17 protein-coding genes are annotated in these 15,530 nt (G+C 61.2%); 13 read left to right on the forward strand and 4 right to left on the reverse strand.

The annotated features are described in order from the left end of the window. From YUU_RS54180 to YUU_RS0143965, 3 genes are all read left to right on the forward strand, one after another. Positions 1-280, forward strand: a 280-nt coding sequence (locus YUU_RS54180; protein ID WP_035665037.1) for an IS481 family transposase, incomplete at its 5' end; no start/stop codon positions are given. Positions 281-402: 122 nt separating this feature from the next. Continuing rightward, positions 403-1,374, forward strand: a complete 972-nt coding sequence (locus YUU_RS0143960) for an HlyD family secretion protein (RefSeq protein ID WP_027527866.1) — start codon at positions 403-405, stop codon at positions 1,372-1,374. Beyond that, a complete protein-coding gene (locus tag YUU_RS0143965) occupies positions 1,371-2,495 on the forward strand; it encodes an FUSC family protein (protein ID WP_027527867.1) in 1,125 nt (374 codons plus the stop codon). Before YUU_RS0143960 ends, YUU_RS0143965 begins: the two co-directional genes overlap by 4 nt. A 59-nt stretch (positions 2,496-2,554) precedes the next feature. Here the strand turns inward: YUU_RS0143965 and YUU_RS59765 are convergent, their stop codons facing one another. Then, entirely contained in the window at positions 2,555-2,707 is a 153-nt protein-coding gene (locus tag YUU_RS59765; RefSeq protein WP_156944892.1) for a hypothetical protein, read from the reverse strand. Between the two features lie 1,060 nt (positions 2,708-3,767). Here YUU_RS59765 and YUU_RS0143970 point away from each other — a divergent pair. Continuing rightward, positions 3,768-4,640: a tripartite tricarboxylate transporter substrate binding protein gene (locus YUU_RS0143970; protein WP_245288309.1), complete on the forward strand. Its 873-nt coding sequence runs from the start codon at positions 3,768-3,770 to the stop codon at positions 4,638-4,640. Positions 4,641-4,757: 117 nt separating this feature from the next. Here YUU_RS0143970 and YUU_RS0143975 read toward each other — a convergent pair whose 3' ends face one another. Further along, positions 4,758-5,522, reverse strand: a complete 765-nt coding sequence (locus YUU_RS0143975) for a GntR family transcriptional regulator (protein WP_027527869.1) — start codon at positions 5,520-5,522, stop codon at positions 4,758-4,760. Between the two features lie 108 nt (positions 5,523-5,630). Between YUU_RS0143975 and YUU_RS0143980 the strand changes: the two genes are divergently transcribed. The 4 genes from YUU_RS0143980 to poxB are packed head-to-tail and all read left to right on the forward strand — an operon-like array spanning position 5,631 to position 10,632. After that, the gene (locus YUU_RS0143980) at positions 5,631-6,476 is read left to right on the forward strand and encodes a CoA ester lyase (protein ID WP_027527870.1); all 846 of its coding nucleotides are present in this window, start codon (positions 5,631-5,633) and stop codon (positions 6,474-6,476) included. Positions 6,477-6,502: 26 nt separating this feature from the next. After that, positions 6,503-7,549, forward strand: coding sequence for a MaoC family dehydratase (locus tag YUU_RS55645; protein WP_051390247.1), 1,047 nt, complete (start codon positions 6,503-6,505; stop codon positions 7,547-7,549). A 21-nt stretch (positions 7,550-7,570) separates the two neighbouring features. Then, positions 7,571-8,890: an acetyl-CoA hydrolase/transferase family protein gene (locus tag YUU_RS0143990; RefSeq protein ID WP_027527871.1), complete on the forward strand. Its 1,320-nt coding sequence runs from the start codon at positions 7,571-7,573 to the stop codon at positions 8,888-8,890. A gap of 8 nt (positions 8,891-8,898) precedes the next feature. Next, a complete protein-coding gene (poxB, locus tag YUU_RS0143995; RefSeq protein ID WP_027527872.1) occupies positions 8,899-10,632 on the forward strand; it encodes a ubiquinone-dependent pyruvate dehydrogenase in 1,734 nt (577 codons plus the stop codon). Between the two features lie 600 nt (positions 10,633-11,232). Here poxB and YUU_RS0144000 read toward each other — a convergent pair. Further along, complete coding sequence (locus tag YUU_RS0144000; protein ID WP_027527873.1) at positions 11,233-11,442, reverse strand: aldehyde dehydrogenase family protein; 210 nt, start codon at positions 11,440-11,442, stop codon at positions 11,233-11,235. 100 nt (positions 11,443-11,542) lie between these two features. Here YUU_RS0144000 and YUU_RS59770 point away from each other — a divergent pair, with 100 nt between their 5' ends. From YUU_RS59770 to YUU_RS62085, 3 genes are all read left to right on the forward strand, one after another. Further along, positions 11,543-11,782 (forward strand): hypothetical protein, encoded by a 240-nt coding sequence (locus YUU_RS59770; protein ID WP_156944893.1) that lies wholly within the window; start codon positions 11,543-11,545, stop codon positions 11,780-11,782. Beyond that, positions 11,782-12,528: a ceramidase domain-containing protein gene (locus YUU_RS54190; RefSeq protein WP_035665038.1), complete on the forward strand. Its 747-nt coding sequence runs from the start codon at positions 11,782-11,784 to the stop codon at positions 12,526-12,528. Before YUU_RS59770 ends, YUU_RS54190 begins: the two co-directional genes overlap by 1 nt. A 144-nt stretch (positions 12,529-12,672) precedes the next feature. Then, complete coding sequence (locus YUU_RS62085; RefSeq protein WP_245288310.1) at positions 12,673-12,792, forward strand: recombinase family protein; 120 nt, start codon at positions 12,673-12,675, stop codon at positions 12,790-12,792. Between the two features lie 62 nt (positions 12,793-12,854). Here the strand turns inward: YUU_RS62085 and YUU_RS63125 are convergent, their stop codons facing one another. Then, positions 12,855-13,130: a DUF1127 domain-containing protein gene (locus YUU_RS63125; protein WP_035665039.1), complete on the reverse strand. Its 276-nt coding sequence runs from the start codon at positions 13,128-13,130 to the stop codon at positions 12,855-12,857. Between the two features lie 428 nt (positions 13,131-13,558). Here YUU_RS63125 and YUU_RS57850 point away from each other — a divergent pair, with 428 nt between their 5' ends. Continuing rightward, positions 13,559-13,801, forward strand: a complete 243-nt coding sequence (locus YUU_RS57850) for an FAD-binding protein (protein ID WP_084801953.1) — start codon at positions 13,559-13,561, stop codon at positions 13,799-13,801. Between the two features lie 290 nt (positions 13,802-14,091). After that, a partial coding sequence (locus YUU_RS0144015; RefSeq protein ID WP_027527874.1) for an enoyl-CoA hydratase-related protein occupies positions 14,092-15,530 on the forward strand: 1,439 nt, incomplete at its 3' end.

Below are 15,530 nucleotides of genomic sequence, written 5' to 3' on the forward strand. Positions count from 1 at the left end.
CTTCGCCTTCCGCGACGCTTGCCGGGACCTGGGTATCAAGCACATCCGCACCAAGCCATATACGCCGAGAACAAATGGCAAGGCCGAGCGCTTCATTCAGACAGCGCTTCGGGAATGGGCCTATGCCCGAGCCTATCCGACCTCAGATCGGCGCGCCCAGGAGCTGCCAATCTGGCTGCATCAATACAACTGGCACCGACCCCATGGGGGTATAAAATCTCAAACACCAATCAGCCGACTCGGTCTAACCGAGGACAACCTCTTGAGGCTCCACACCTAAGTGGCCGCGCTTCGGCCGATAGGAAGTGCTATGACCGGCCTTTCCGCAACATAGCGGCCTAGGTAAAATGACCCTCGTTTCGCATAAGTGCTTAGCGCTTACATTGGTAGAGTTTCGTGAACATGACGCGCGGGCGACGGGTTGGCATTGCTGCAGCTATCGTGCTTGCTGTCTTTGCGGCCTACGAAATAATGACATCGTTCCTCGCCTATACCGGTGATGCCTATGTTGAGTCCGATCTGGTGTCGGTCGCGCCTCAGGTCACCGGTCGTATCATCGACGTGCATGTAACCGACAATCAGGACGTTGTTCGGGGCGATTTGCTGGCAACCATCGACCCTGTCCCATTCCAGTTGATGGTCGACCAGGGACGTGCTGAGTCCGCCGAAGCGCGTGCTCAGATCGCATCCGACCAGCACAGGATCGCGTCGGCGCAGGACGCGCTCGTCGCTGCCAGCTCGGCAGCCAACTACGCTCGCGAGACGCAAACGCGAATGATGACCCTTGCAACTTCGCAGGATGTTGCGCTTGCCGAACTCGACCAGGCGAACGATGCACTGCGGCGCGCCAACGCTGCGCGCGATGTGGCAAAAGAGGCCGTTGCGTTGGCGCAATCCACCGTGTCGATGCACGAGGCGGCGGAAACGCGGGCAACGGCCGCACTAGCTATGGCGGAATGGCAGTTGGCACGCACCAAACTGGTGGCGCCGACCAGCGGGACCGTCACCTCGTTAACTCTGCGTATCGGAGACACCGCGCAAGCCAATGTACCTCTGATTGGCATCGTCGATGCTAATGCGTGGCGCATCGTTGCCAATTACAAAGAGAGTTACATCCGTGGGTTCGCGATCGGTAGCACTGGCTGGATATCGTTAGACTCTAGCCCGTGGCACCTTCATCGTGCGAGGGTCGTCGGTATCGCTCGCGGCATCAGCCGCGACCCGGTGCCAAATCGTCTGCTAAACTATGTTGCGCCAACCACCGACTGGATACGCCTGCAGCGCCGCTTCCCTGTAACGCTGAAACTGGTCGATGCGCCACCGAACTTGAAGCTCTATATGGGCGCCGATGCGCGAGTGGTGGTTCTACCATGAAGGATAGTCAAACCGAGGCGAAATCGCTGCCGCGCGACACGATAGCTCGACTGTACCAAGAGCTAGCGGAGATCCGATTCGGCAACGCGCGAGGCCAGCATTGCACGAGGATTACACTTGCGGTTGCCCTTGCCGTCATCGCAGCCTTGGTGTTGCAGGTAGATGCACCCTGGTGGGCAGCTATCAGCGCTTTCGTGTCCATACAGGTCACCGCACCTTCCTCCATCGCGCGCGGCGTCTTGCGCATCGGCGGCACGACAATTGGCGCAGCGGTTGGCTTCTTCCTGAGCCCCTGGCTGATCGAGGATCAAATTGCACTAAGTCTTGTGTTGTTTGCGCTCACTGTGACCGGCGTGCTTGGCCTGCAGCTCAGCGGACACGGCTACGCCTGGCTGCTGGGAGCCGCTACAGCTAATTTGGTGCTGTTGGCGGCACTCGACGATCCGGCGTCCGCGCTGAACATTGCCTGCAACCGTACCGGGGAAGTGACAATCGGAACGATTACCGCGATCCTGGTGTCGCTTGTTCTGTCGCCGCAGGGGGAAAATTTGAAAGTGGGCCCGGCAGCACCCGGCTGGTCGGACCTATTCGGCGCGGGGTGGCCGTCCATGCAGCACGCGCTGAGCGCCGGGCTTGGAGTGATGCTGGTACCCTGGGTTTGGAATTGGCTCGAATTGCCAAGTCTATCGCAGGCGGCGATTACTATCGCTGCCGTTATGGCGATGCAGACAACCTCCGAAAACGAAGCAGCGAATCTTCAAAAGGTCGCGATACGAGCTACGCACCGCATCCTTGGGTGCTTCATTGGGGGCGTCGCCGGTCTCGCACTGTTGGCGGTGTCGTTCGAGAGTTTCCTGCCATGGCTCGCGGCGTTGAGCGCGGGAGTTTGGATCGGCGCGCACGTCCAGAACAGCACGCGCGGCATCAGCTATGTGGGCACGCAAGGTGCCGTCGTTTTTATCATGACGTTAGTGCAGGGTAGCGGCCCTCCAACGAGTATCATGGCTGGAGTCGACCGTTTTGCCGGCGTCACCGGTGGAACGCTGCTAGTGCTGGCGGTTTCGCTCCTCACGGCGTCATCACCGAGGGACAGTTCGCATTCAGCTCAACGGGGTGCTTGAGGAGGTCAGCTTTTTCTCTGCAGGAAGCGATTGCGCCCATGTCGAGTTGCTGATGACCCTCAAGCTGCCTTGAACATGAGCCCGCTACCTAAGAAGTTCTGTTTCGCCAGCGGCGGCAGGTGTCCGCCGCTTCCCGGCGAGGGCAAGGTCGAGCGCTTTTTTCCAGCCGGCTCGGGCCTGGCTTTTGCTCGACCGAACAGGGTCTCGATCATTCCCATTAGCGGCCCTTGCGCTCTGACTTTACTTCTCGCGCTCCCACACGACGCGCCTGAAATCCGTCTTGCCGGGAGACTTGCCGGGACCTTGACAGGGCTTACAGGGTGAGCGGTTGTAGCCGCTGGGTGTCTTTTCCCTTGGCATCGCCGGCCAGGTTCTCACGGTAGGGTCGGAGACGCGCGCCGGTTTAGGTCGAAATTCGTGTTCTCTTGTCTCGCTCTTTCGTCTGCGAGTGTCACAGCGTCTCGACCATGCCACGTTTCCAGCCCCAGCCACCTCGAACGCAGTGTGCGCTCCGCGGCAAGTTGCGCATCGGTCAGCATCGCGACGTGGAGGTCACTGATGCCGCTCATCCCCTTCCGGTCGTCTCGCAAGTTTTTTGTTCGCTCTACCCGTCGCGTACGGCGAGGTCCCCTGCATTGGGTTGCCTTTGCAAAGCTGGTTCTCGAAGCCGCTCACGAGACGACACTCTGGGCGACCGTCCTGAATGCGCAGCGCGGCGGCTCCAGATGTCTCCTGCTAACAAGCCTCGGTGGGGGAGCATTCGGAAACGACGAGAGCTGGATCGCGGCCGCCTTGACTCGCGCCCTCCAGCTTGCATACGCATTTGATCTGGACGTCAGGCTCGTCAGCTACGGTCCTCCTCACCCATGTTCACCCGGATTGCTCAGGCGTACTCCTAAAGGGAGACCTCCGAACAGACGCGACCAAGGCGTCGGGCGGCTGCGATTCTTCAGAGAGCCGCCTCTGCCCGCGCACGTGCTTTCAGAAGCTTTCGGGTGGCGGTCGGAAGGCCGCCATAGGCCTTCTCCCGGGTCAGCATCCCGGCTTTTTCCTTGAAGCCTCTCGTTATCCCACGTCCCAAAGCAGACATTGCCGCTCTAACGTGATAACTTTCAAAAAGCTGGGAGTCGATTTGCGGAGGTCCACCCGAAACTCGTGGGGGCTAATGCCATGAGACTTCCTCGGCGTCGGCTTTTGCGCTTGGCAGCGGGTGCTGCCGCAGTCCCAGCCCTTTCGCGGAGCGCATCGTCTGACACCTACCCGACGCGACCGGTGCGTTTGATCGTAGGCTTCGCCGCCGGCGGGTTTACCGACACCTTGACGCGCCTGTTAGGTGCATGGCTGTCCGAGCGGCTCAAGCAGGAATTCATCGTCGAAGATCAGCCTGGTGCCGGCTCGAATCTCGCCACTGAAAGGGTCATAAGGGCACTTCCGGACGGCTACACGTTACTGATGGCCACGTCGACGAATGCTATCAATGCGACGCTCTACAACAATCTTAGATTCAATTTCCTACGCGACACCACACCGGTCGCTAGCATCACGCGCACGCCGCTTATTATGGTGGTCAATCCGTCATTTCCTGCCAAGGCCGTTCCCGAGTTCATCGCCTATGCCCGGGCCGCTCCGGGCAAGATCAATATGGCGACAGCCGGCATTGGAAGTCCGTCTCATCTTGCCGGCGAGCTGTTCATGACGATGACCGGAGTTCTGTTGATCCCAGTGCACTACTCCCGCACCATCTACCTCTCCGATATGCTTGCTGGACACGTGCAACTGGTATTCAGTCCGCTACCCACGGTGATCGAGCAGGTTAGGGCGGGCAAGTTGCGCGCCCTTGCGGTGACCAGCGGGACACCTTTGGTTGCGCTGCCAGACGTCCCGACCATCAGCGAGTTTGTGCCGGGCTATGAGGCAAGCGTATGGAATGGCCTAGTCGCGCCGAAGAACACGCCGACCGAGATTGTTGACAACCTCTACAAAGAAATCGATGCCGCCCTCGCCGATCACAAGATAGGAGCACGACTGGCCGGTGTTGGCGTCGTTCCAAAGTCGATGACACCAGCTGACTTTGGCAGGTTCATTGCCGAAGACACCGAGAAGTGGGGCAAAGTAATCCGAGCGAACAACATTAAGGTGGAGTGAGCGCGCCGTACGCTAGCGCTTAATGTCAGTCTTTCGCTCTTCGTCCACGTGAATTGTCGCCGCTTTTGGCGGGACCAGGCGCAATCCTCGTAATGATGTTTGGAATCTGGACCCGACTTACGAGCCGGAGACTCCGATTTCACTTCGGCGCAGCTCGTTTCGGAACAGCACTCGCCCCTTCGGATAGATCGAGCGGCTGATCAACAGGATAGTCTCTCCGTCGAGATAGTACCATCGTCGGACCAGCATCGCAGGACTGCCCTCCGGAGCATCGAAGACCGCGGCCATCTCGTCGTCATGAACAATTGGCTCCATCTCTTCGACGATCTTGCGCACCCGAATTCCGAACACCCGTTCAGCGGTTCCGGCAATCGACCCCGTCAGTTCGAAGAGATAAGGCCGGATCGCCGAGAAGCTCGCGGCGATGTAGGCATCGGTCAGGGTAAGCAATGGCTCATCCGGCCCTCCTGGTGATTTGCGAACGCCTTGGAACAAGAGGAACTGGCGGCCGAATTCGCAGCGAAGCTCTGCCGCCAGGGCCTCATCGGCTATGACGTCGCGGACCTCCAACGGCTGGAGCGGGATCGTGGTCGCGAGGAACTCATCGATTGATCGAGAGATTGCGGTGAACTTCGGCGTTTGGGGCGTTTGACGCAACACCGTTGTGCCCGAGCCGCGTCGACTGGCCACCAGTCCGCGCGCGCGGAGGTCGACCAGCGCCTCGCGAATGGTGAACCGGCTCGCGCCGAACATGCGCATCAACGCGAACTCGGATGGTAAGCGGCTGCCGGCGGGGTAGTCGCCGCGCACGATGGCATCGGCGAGTGAATCGGCGATCCGGCGAAATAACGGTCCCCCGGTAGTGATGGAATCGTGAACCATGCAAGCAAGATACGCTTGTCCGGATGTCCGTGCAAATATTTCTTGACGGATGCCTTTGCGAAGGATATTTGTCCGGACAACCGGTCAAATTAGAGAAGGGACCAACCTATGCCAGACCTTTCCCTGATTCGTAGCCTCCTCTTCACGCCAGCCGATCGTCCGGACCGCTTTGCTCACGGACCTTCGTCCGGCGCAGACGGCGTCATCCTCGATCTGGAGGATGGCGTCGGCCTCCCCGCAAAGGCGGCCGCTCGCAATGCCGCGTTGGCGTTCTTCGCCGATTCTGCTGCCGCACCGGCCGGCTTCGTCTGGGCGCTGCGGCTCAACCACGTCACCACGGAGGCGGGGCTCGAGGACCTCATGGCCCTTCGGGCCGCGCGCAAGCCGGCGGTCGTCGTTCTGCCCAAGACCGAGTCGGTCACCGAGGTCGAGATCGCGCTGGCTCACCTCGGCGCCGGCAAAGCGACTCCAAGCATCGTCGCGCTGATCGAAAGCGGGCGCGGCCTTGCCGCGGCCGACGAGATCGCCAGGCATCCGGCGGTCGCGGCACTTGCGTTCGGCGGCGCGGATCTCGCCGCCGATCTGCACGCGGCGCTCGCCTGGGAGCCGATGCTCTTCGCGCGCAGCCGCATCGTGCAGGCGGCGGCGAGCGCCGCGATCGCCGCGTGGGACGTGCCGTTCCTCGACATTCACGACCCCGACGGTCTCAAGCGCGAGACCAGCGCCGCCAAGACGCTCGGCTACGTCTGCAAGCTCGCCATTCATCCCGCTCAGATCGCGCCCATCAACGCCGTCTTCACGCCGTCAGCGAACGAGCTCGCGCGCGCCCAGCGCGTCGTCTCCGCGTTCGCGGCGGCGCATGGCGGCGCCTGTCAGGTCGACGGAAAGATGATCGACGCCCCGGTCGTCAAGGCGGCGCGCCGAACCGTCGCGCTCGCCGCTCAAGCAGCCTGAAACCCCAAAACGCAGGAGATTACCCCATGAGTCTCTACGCTTACGTCCGCGTCGGCAAGAACCGCTACCGCGAGCGCTTCGGCCTGAGCTTCGAGGATCTGCATGAGGGCATGCGCATCCGCCATCGTCCCGGCATCGACGTCTCGCAGCAGGACAACCGCGAAGACGCGGTCGATCTCGTCAACAACGCGCAGCTTCACTTCAACAGTCACTACGCGGCGCAGACCGAGTGGAAGAAGCCGCTCGGCGTGAGCACCATGACGGTGCAGCGGCTGCTCGGCATGATCTCGCGCAGCTGGTACCGGCGCCGAGCGATTCTCGGCATCGACAGCATCGCGATGACGCATCCGGTCTTCGGCGGCAACACGCTCTACGCCGAGTCGACCGTGACCGGGCTGGAGGCAGGCGCCGACCCGGAGGTCGGAATCGTCACGCTCACGATCGACGGGCTCAATCAGGACAACGTGACTGTCTCAAAAATCAGCGCCCGGCTGGAAATGTACCGGCGGGGACAGCATCCCGAGGACCGCCCGGACGAGCCGCCCGCCGAGGAGGAGCGCTTCCGCTCGCATTACGTCGACGCGCAAGGCGCGCTCGTCGAGCAGACCGGGCTTGCCTTCGAGGATATGAAGGAAGGCGAGACATTCGTCCATTGGCCGGGCCGGACCATCGCGTTCGAGGAAAGCCGCCTCCACGCGCTGCGATCCCTCGAGATCAATCCACGCTGGCATGATGCCGCTTATCTGAAGAAGCATCAGGCGATCGCGCCGGCGGTCTTCGAGCCGCTCGTCGTCGGGTTCGTCACCGCGCTGACGACACGCACGCTCGGCCGCGTCGTCGCCAATCTGGGCTGGACCGGCATCGAGCTGCCGCGCCCCGTGAAGCCCGGCGAGACAATCTACGCCGAGTCGACGATCGGCCCGGTCCGCGCATCGCACTCGCGGCCCGGCCAGGGCATCGCAAAAGTCGAGACCCGCGCCTTCGTGGAGGGCGGCGACCTTGTGTGCCGCTATCAGCGCGCCCTGCTGGTCTATCGCCGCGGCATGGGCCCTTACGCCGCGGCTGGCTACTGAATGAACGCAACGGAGGCAACAATGACCAAGCATGAAGATCTGTATCGTCGTCGGCTGACGTCTCCCGAACTTGCCCTGTGCGACCTACCGAAGCGTTGCAGCGTCCTCCTCGGCATCTTCGCCGCCCAGCCCCCGGCGCTCGTCCGCGCGTTCGCGGATCGCGCGAAGGCGGGCGATCTCAACGAAGCGCTCGTCTACTACATGCACGCGACTCCGGCGACGATCGAGGCGCTGATGCGTCTCGACCTTATGGACGTGATCAAGCTGTATCCGTTCTTCCTCGGCGCGGGCGAGCGTGGGCTGGCCAGGCAGCTCAACGAGCGCAGCCGCAAGATCGTCCATTTCGTGCCGAATTCGTTCAGCGAAATCCCCGGCATCGTCCGCGAGCGGCCGCCCTTCGACGTCTTCCTGCTGCAGGTCGCGCCGATGGACCGGGCCGGCTGGTTCAGCTTCGGTCCGAGCGGCGCCTACTCCCTCGCCGGCATCGAGCGGTCGAAGCGAATCATCGTCGAGGTCAATCGCAACATGCCGCGCAGCCACGGCACAGGTCAGGTGCACGTCTCCCAGGTATCGGCGATCGTCGAGAACACGAGCGAGATCAGTGCCTACGCGAGCAAGGCGACGACCGACACCGACCGCCAGATCGCGGCGCATGTCATGCCAATGATCCAGGACGGGGCTTGCGTGCAGTTCGGCGTCGGTGGCGTGCCGAATATCATTGCTGGCGCGCTGACCGACCGGAAGAATCTCGGCGTGCACACGGAGCTCCTGAGCGATGGGCTCGCGAGCCTCATCGCCTCCGGCGCTGTCACCAATCGGCACAAGACCACCGATCGCGGCAAGAGCGTGTTCAACGTTGCGATGGGTACTGCCGCGACCTACGACCTAATTGACGACAATCCGTCGATCGAATGTCGGATGGCCGATTACGTCAACGATCCGCGCGTCATCGGAGAGAACGACAACGTGGTCTCCGTCAACGCGATGATCGAGGTCGATCTCACCGGTCAGGTCAATGCCGAGTTCCTGGCGACGCATGAGTACGGAGGCGCCGGCGGCCAGCTCGACTTCGTCAAGGGCGCGTCATACTCGCGCGGCGGCCTGTCGTTCATCGTCGGGTCCTCGACTGCCGCTCACGGCAAGGCGTCACGGATCGTGCCGAAGCTGCAAGGTCCGGCAACGGATGCGCGGATCGACACGCAATACATCGTCACCGAACACGGCATCTGCAACTTGCGCGGCATGAGCTCGGACGAGCGCGCCTACGCCCTGATCGGGCTCGCCCAGCCCTCGTTCCGTGACGAGCTGACTGCGGCTGCACGCGAAATGCATCTGATCTGAGGTGTCCCATGTCGCGCACGATCGCCCATCTGCTTGTCGATATCCTGAATGCAGCCGGAGTTCGGCGCGTCTACGGCGTCGCCGGAGACTCGCTGAACGGCATCACCGACGCATTGCGCTCGGGGGGAACGATCGACTGGGTCCACACGCGGCATGAGGAGACCGCCGCCTTCGCGGCAGGTGCCGAAGCGCACCTGACCGGCTCGCTCGCGGTATGCGCCGGCAGTTGCGGGCCGGGCAACCTGCATCTGATCAACGGGCTCTTCGATTGCCATCGCTCGCGCGTGCCGGTGCTGGCGATCGCGGCGCAGATTCCGAGCAGCGAGGTCGGCCGCAACTACTTCCAGGAAACGCACCCGCAGGACCTGTTTCGCGAGTGCAGCCACTACTGCGAGCTGGTCACCAATCCCGCACAGCTCCCTGGCGTCTTCGAGACCGCGATCCGCGTCGCGGTCGCGGAGCGGGGCGTCTCCGTCATCGTGCTGCCGGGCGATGTGGCCCTGAAGGAGGCTCCGCCGGCTGCCCGTCTTTCACATGCGCTGCTCCCGGCACGCCCGCTGCTGCGGCCGCGCGATCCGGAGCTCGACGCGCTCGCGAAGATGCTGAACGAGGCGTCGCGGGTCACGCTGCTCTGCGGGCGCGGGTGTCTCGGTGCGCATGACAAGCTGATGCAGCTTGCGGAGACGCTCAAGTCGCCGATCGTCCACGCGCTGGGCGGCAAGGAGGCCGTCGAGTACGACAATCCCTACGACGTCGGCATGACCGGGCTGATCGGCTTCAGTTCCGGCTATCACGCCATGATGGACTGCGACACGCTTTTGATGCTCGGGACGGACTTCCCGTACCGTCAATTCTATCCGGTAGACTCGAAGATCGCGCAGATCGATCTTCGCGGAGCGAATCTCGGCCGGCGTTGCCGCATCGATCTCGGACTGGTCGGTGATGTCGCCGACGCGATCGAAGCGTTGCTTCCGCGCCTGAGGCCGAAATCGGATCGCGCGCATCTTGACGACAGTCTTGCGAACTACCACCGCGCGCGCCAGGGGCTCGACGACCTCGCCGTGGGCCGTCGCGGCCACAAGCCTATCCACCCGCAGTTCGTCGCCAAGACGATTAGCGAGCTCGCGGCCGACGACGCGGTGTTCACATTCGATGTCGGGACCACGACCGTCTGGGCCTCGCGGTATTTGAAAATGAACGGCAAGCGCCGCCTGATCGGCTCACTCGTGCACGGCTCGATGGCGAATGCGATGCCGCAGGCGATCGGCGCGCAGGCCGCGTTTCCCGGACGGCAGGTGATCTCGATGTCTGGAGACGGCGGTTTCACCATGCTGATGGGCGACTTCGTGACGCTGCTGCAGCGCAAGCTGCCGGTCAAGGTCATCGTCTTCAACAACAGCACGCTCGGCTTCGTCGAGCTGGAAATGAAGGCGTCCGGCTTCCTCGATACCGCAGTGGCGCTGACAAATCCCGATTTTGCCGCAATGGCAACAGCCGCCGGCGTTTTCGCCATTCGCGTCGAGGACCCGGCGAACCTTCTGGCCGCCATGAAGCAGGTGTTCGCGCATGACGGCCCGGCGCTCCTAGACGTCGTCACCGCGCGCCAGGAGCTCGCGATGCCTCCCGAGTTGGAGCTTGGTCAGGCGGAAGGCTTCAGCCTGTGGGTCATGAAAGCCGTGCTCGACGGCCGCGCTAGCGAGTTGATCGACCTCGCCCGCACCAACGTCCCGCTTTTACGCTAACGAGCAGTCTCGTCGGTGGACACCAGCGCTCTGCTGCTCTTGCGCATCCAGTTCGCCTTCACGGTTGTCGTTCCAATTTTCTAACGTCCGCGCTCGGGAAACTGATCGGACGGAGTGTCGCTACCCCTTTGCTCCCCTGGTAATGGAGCAAACACGCAAGAACCCCGTCCGGGTGACCTATTTGGGTCAGGCTCTAACCTTCACACGGGAGAGGTCCAAGGTTCGATCCCTTGTGCGCCCACCATTAAGCCCTGACTATCAACGACTTAACGAATTGCTTCCCTAGAAGCGTGCCCCAGAAAAACTGGGGCACAACCGGGGCACCTTCGAGCACGGTTGACGACCGGCGAAGTTTTTTCTTGGACCGGATAGCGGCGGGGCATATCGGAATGCCTGAGGATTGAGCGAGCTGATAGCGGCGTCATTCGACACTCCTGCGGCCGATGCGTCGAGCAAGTTCACGGTCAGTGAAGCCATAAGTGCGTGCTACATGAGGCTGCACTCAAGGTAAGCTTTCATGTTTCAGCAGCTAAACGGCAGAGCAATCGTGCTGGGCGGCCTCCATAGCCAAGTCGAACAAGTGACCCTGCCCGCCCCGCGTCAACCGATGACGGATTTGTACTCTAGAAACTCTTCGATCCCGACGCGCCCCCACTCCCGGCCGATACCCGACAGCTTGAACCCGCCATGCGTTCCTCGCTTGTCCAGAGGGGCGCCGTTGATTCGGATGCGCCCGACTTGCAATCGCTTGGGCATGATCGGCATCGCGGCACCAAACGCCGCCGGCAAGGCCGTACGGGGAATCATCATTCGCGACCCGATTGGGCCAGTGGCAAATCCGGGCATGGTCCGCTATGCCGTCGGAAGAGGAAGTTAGCTATCCTACTCCGACGCAACAGGAGCGGACACGATGACTGAGTCCGTCAGCAACGATCACTCGCCCGTCGCGTCTCGGCTGCGATCCAGAAAGCCCGCGACCGTCAGCGCGTCGGCACTGGCGCTCCACCTCGGTTGCAGCCGGACCTACATCGGCTGTCTCGAAGCCGAAGGCGTGATCCAGCGGCAAGGTCAGCCAATGCACCACCGTGGGCAGCTTCGACTACGCAACTTTGTGGACGATCCGACACGATTCTCAAAGGAGCGTCGTTGATGGCAATTGGCAACATAGTCCGAGATCGGCCGATACCGGTTCTGTATGGCTTGATGATTGTTACGCTTGTCGCATTGCTGCCGCTTCCGCCCCTGTTGCAGGACCAGAGTTATCATCAGTTCGCCGACCAGCGCGAATTGTTCGGCGTGCCGAACTTCTGGAATGTCGCCTCGAACCTGCCCTTCATCGCGGTAGGCGCGTTTGGTCTCGCGCAAATTCGTCGCGATGCAACAACTTTCGTGCTCTTCGCCGGGATTTTCTTAACCGGCTTTGGCTCATCGTATTACCATCTTGATCCGAACGACGACACGTTGTTCTGGGATCGATTGCCGATGACTCTCTGCTTTGCCGCGATACTTGCCGCTGTCGTTGAAGAGCGCGTGGATGCCAAGGCGGGCGCAATGTTGTTACGGCCGCTGCTTGCAATCGGCATTTTCAGTCTTTTGTTGTGGCGCTGGACCGACGATTTGCGGCTCTACGCGTGGGCACAATTTTTTCCGTTTCTCGCTTTGCTATTAATCCTCAGCCTCTTTCCGGCGAAATACACCGGCACTCCCTTCTGGGTCGGCGCCGCTGGGCTTTACGCGCTCGCCAAGCTGCTGGAATATTATGACCACGAGGTCTATTCGTTTGGTCGAATTCTAAGCGGGCATACGCTGAAGCACCTTTCGGCAGCAGCCGCTTGCTTCGCAATTCTGATGCTATTCCAAGTTCGCCGACCGCTGGAAGGGGTAGCCAGCAGCTAGGCCGTGCACTGATAAATTGATCGTGCGCCGCAGCCTACAGAGGCTGGTCACTTTCCTGCAGGAGATCCATGCGGCAGGCGTCGATCTGTTTCTGTTTCAGCAGGCCATCGACACCGCGACGCTAGCGGGCCGGGGATGTTTCAGATGTGCGGTGTGTTCGCCGAGTTCGAGCGCGCGATGATCGTTGAGCGGGTGCGCAGCGGGTTGGCGAAGGCCAAAGCCAAGCAGCGATGTTCAGGATCCGCACGAAAGCTCGCGGCCTGAAAACCACCGCCGCCTCTGAGGGCGCCGGGGTCATTCTGCGCCGACTCAAAGCCGGTTCTGAGTCATGTCCGTCTAGCTAGCTTTTGAAGCCGCGCTCGATCCTTTGCGGCCTCGGCCAAACCACCGGCGATCTGAGAGCGAGAGAGCCCCATATCCCTCAGCTCTCGGTCCGAAAGACTCCGCAGAATGGTCAGGGCTGCTTGGCGTTCGCGCTGCGCGATAATGACAGCGACAAAGTTATTGACGATCCGAAAAATGCCGCGCGTGAGAAGTCTTATTGACCTCCGAACTATAAACGGGGTCGCGGATAGATCGGTAGTATTGCTTAGCATGCTCATGGTGACCCATCACTCGAAGAGGTTAGGTCCCCCTTTTCTCCGCTCGCATCATGCAACCGGCACGCCTCCAAGGCTTTTAGATAGGAATGAGCTTTCCTTTAGATTGGCCTGAGAGCAATCAATTGAACGTGCAGATATCGTGAATAGCTCACGGTCGGCGATCGCGACGGCAAGGGCCCTAATGGAACGCTTCGCAGACCGCGGTGCACGCCGTTGGGAAACGGAATCACACTGGCGGAAACAAGATTCAACTTGAGTTTCTTCTTTGACCCTGCCGGCGATGAAGCCGGGCACGGAGTACCGCTGCCAATGATCTGATCGAAAGCGCATTGCGAGGACTCACCGGACAGCTTGACGGCCGCGTTCCAGGGCCGGGCGATGCTCGATACGCGGTTGCAACGGCGATCTGGGCGAAGCCGGTCGGCTGCATGCCGCGCACTGTGGTTCATTGCCGTACATTGCAGGACATTCAATTGGCAATCGCAGCCGCTCGTTCTGCCGACCTTTCGCTGTCAGTTCGTGGCGGTGGGCACGATTGGGCCGGTCACGCCCTGTGCGACGGGCTAGTGCTCGATCTCAGCGGCTTGAGGAACGTGGTCGTCAGCCCAGACCGACGCAGCGCACGAATCTCGGGAGGGGCTCGTGGCCTCGGACGTCCTTGCGGCGACTGATCCGCTTGGTCTGGCGGCCGTGACAGGTTCATGCAGCGCGGGCGCCATGGGCAGGACTCACGTTGGGCGGTGGCCATGGGCCGTTGATCGGCCGCCACTCGGAGGCGCCCGACCGGGATGCGTCCGAGGCTGCGCACGATTTTCCCACAGCTGATCAAGCTGGAACATTCGGGACTGTGAACTTCCTCACATTGCACACGAAGCATTTGTTGTGAAGTAGCCAAAGAGGGCCGGGTCACTTTCGGCACTAATTGGCGAACAGGAGACGGCTCGACGCCTAAGCTGGACTGATGAAAATACTTTTTCTCACCACCGCGCATAACAGTCTCAGCCAGAGACTATCTATCGAATTGACTGAGCTCGGACATATTGTCGATGTCGCACTAGCCATCAGCGAATCGGCGATGCTTGACGCCGTCGGGCAACACGCGCCGGACCTCATCATCGCGCCTATGCTGAAACGAAAGATTCCCGAGGCCATTTGGTCTAAACACGTCTGTTTGATCGTGCATCCTGGCGTGAAAGGCGACCGCGGCGCGTCCTCACTGGATTGGGCAATCATGACGGGACAGACGATGTGGGGAGTGACAGTCCTGCAGGCGACGGCGGAAATGGACGCAGGCGCGATTTGGGCTTCGCGCAACTTTGCGCTCTCCGGCTCCTCGATTGCCAAAAGCAGCGTGTACCGCCGGCAGGTCACCAAAGCGGCCGTGCGGGCAGTCCTGGAGGCTGTTGAAAAATTCCAGCTGCGACAGTTCAGGCCCGAACCGCTTGACTACAGTAGCGCAGATGTAATCGGTTGCTGGCGGCCGACGATGCGCCAAAGTGATCGCGCGATTGACTGGAGCCGGAATTCGACTATGGAGATTTTCGCAAAAATAAGCGCCGCGGACAGCACCCCCGGGGTGCTCGATACGCTGCTTGGAAAAACGTGCTTTCTTTATGGCGCTCATGTTGAAGATCGTCTCAAAGGCCCGACGGGCAAGATTATCGCGCGACGCGACGGAGCAATCTGCATCGGCACGATCGACGGCGCCGTATGGATTTCACATCTCAAAGCGAAGGGTGAAGTCGCGCCCCAGAATGCAGAGTGCCGTGCTGTACATTCGAATTTCGAGCGTCGATCATGTAATTCGCCTCCTTGTTCCCCATCTGGGATTAAGTTGCCAGCGACGCAGGTGTTGGGCTCGCTGTTGCGTGGGGTGCCCGAAGCTCCACTTGCGATCAACCTGCCCACCGACCACCACACATTCCGCGAGATCGTGTATGAAGAAGAGGGTGATGTGGGCTACCTCTACTTTGACTTCTACAATGGCGCGATGAGCACTGCCCAGTGCTATAGATTACGCGACGCGTTTCTCTTCGCGCGTTCGCGGCCGACGAAAGTCATCGTATTGCTCGGCGGCGCCGATTTCTGGTCGAACGGCATCCATCTCAACGTCATTGAGGCGAGCAATGACCCGGCCAAGGAATCCTGGCGCAACATAAACGCGATCGACGATCTGGTCCTCGAGATTCTCAATACCATGTCCCATCTCGTCATCGCCGGATTGCGCGGCAATGCTGGTGCTGGTGGCGCTATGCTGGCGCTAGCGGCGGATCGCATCTATTCGGCCTNNGGAGTCGTCCTCAACCCGCATTACAGAGGTATGGGCGAGCTTTATGGATCGGAATATTGGACATACTTGCTGCCAAAGAGAGTGGGGCAAGCGCGGGCTCTGAAGCTGAC

Origin of the sequence: Bradyrhizobium sp. Ec3.3, assembly GCF_000472925.1 — a bacterium.
Classification (GTDB): Bacteria; Pseudomonadota; Alphaproteobacteria; order Rhizobiales; family Xanthobacteraceae; genus Bradyrhizobium.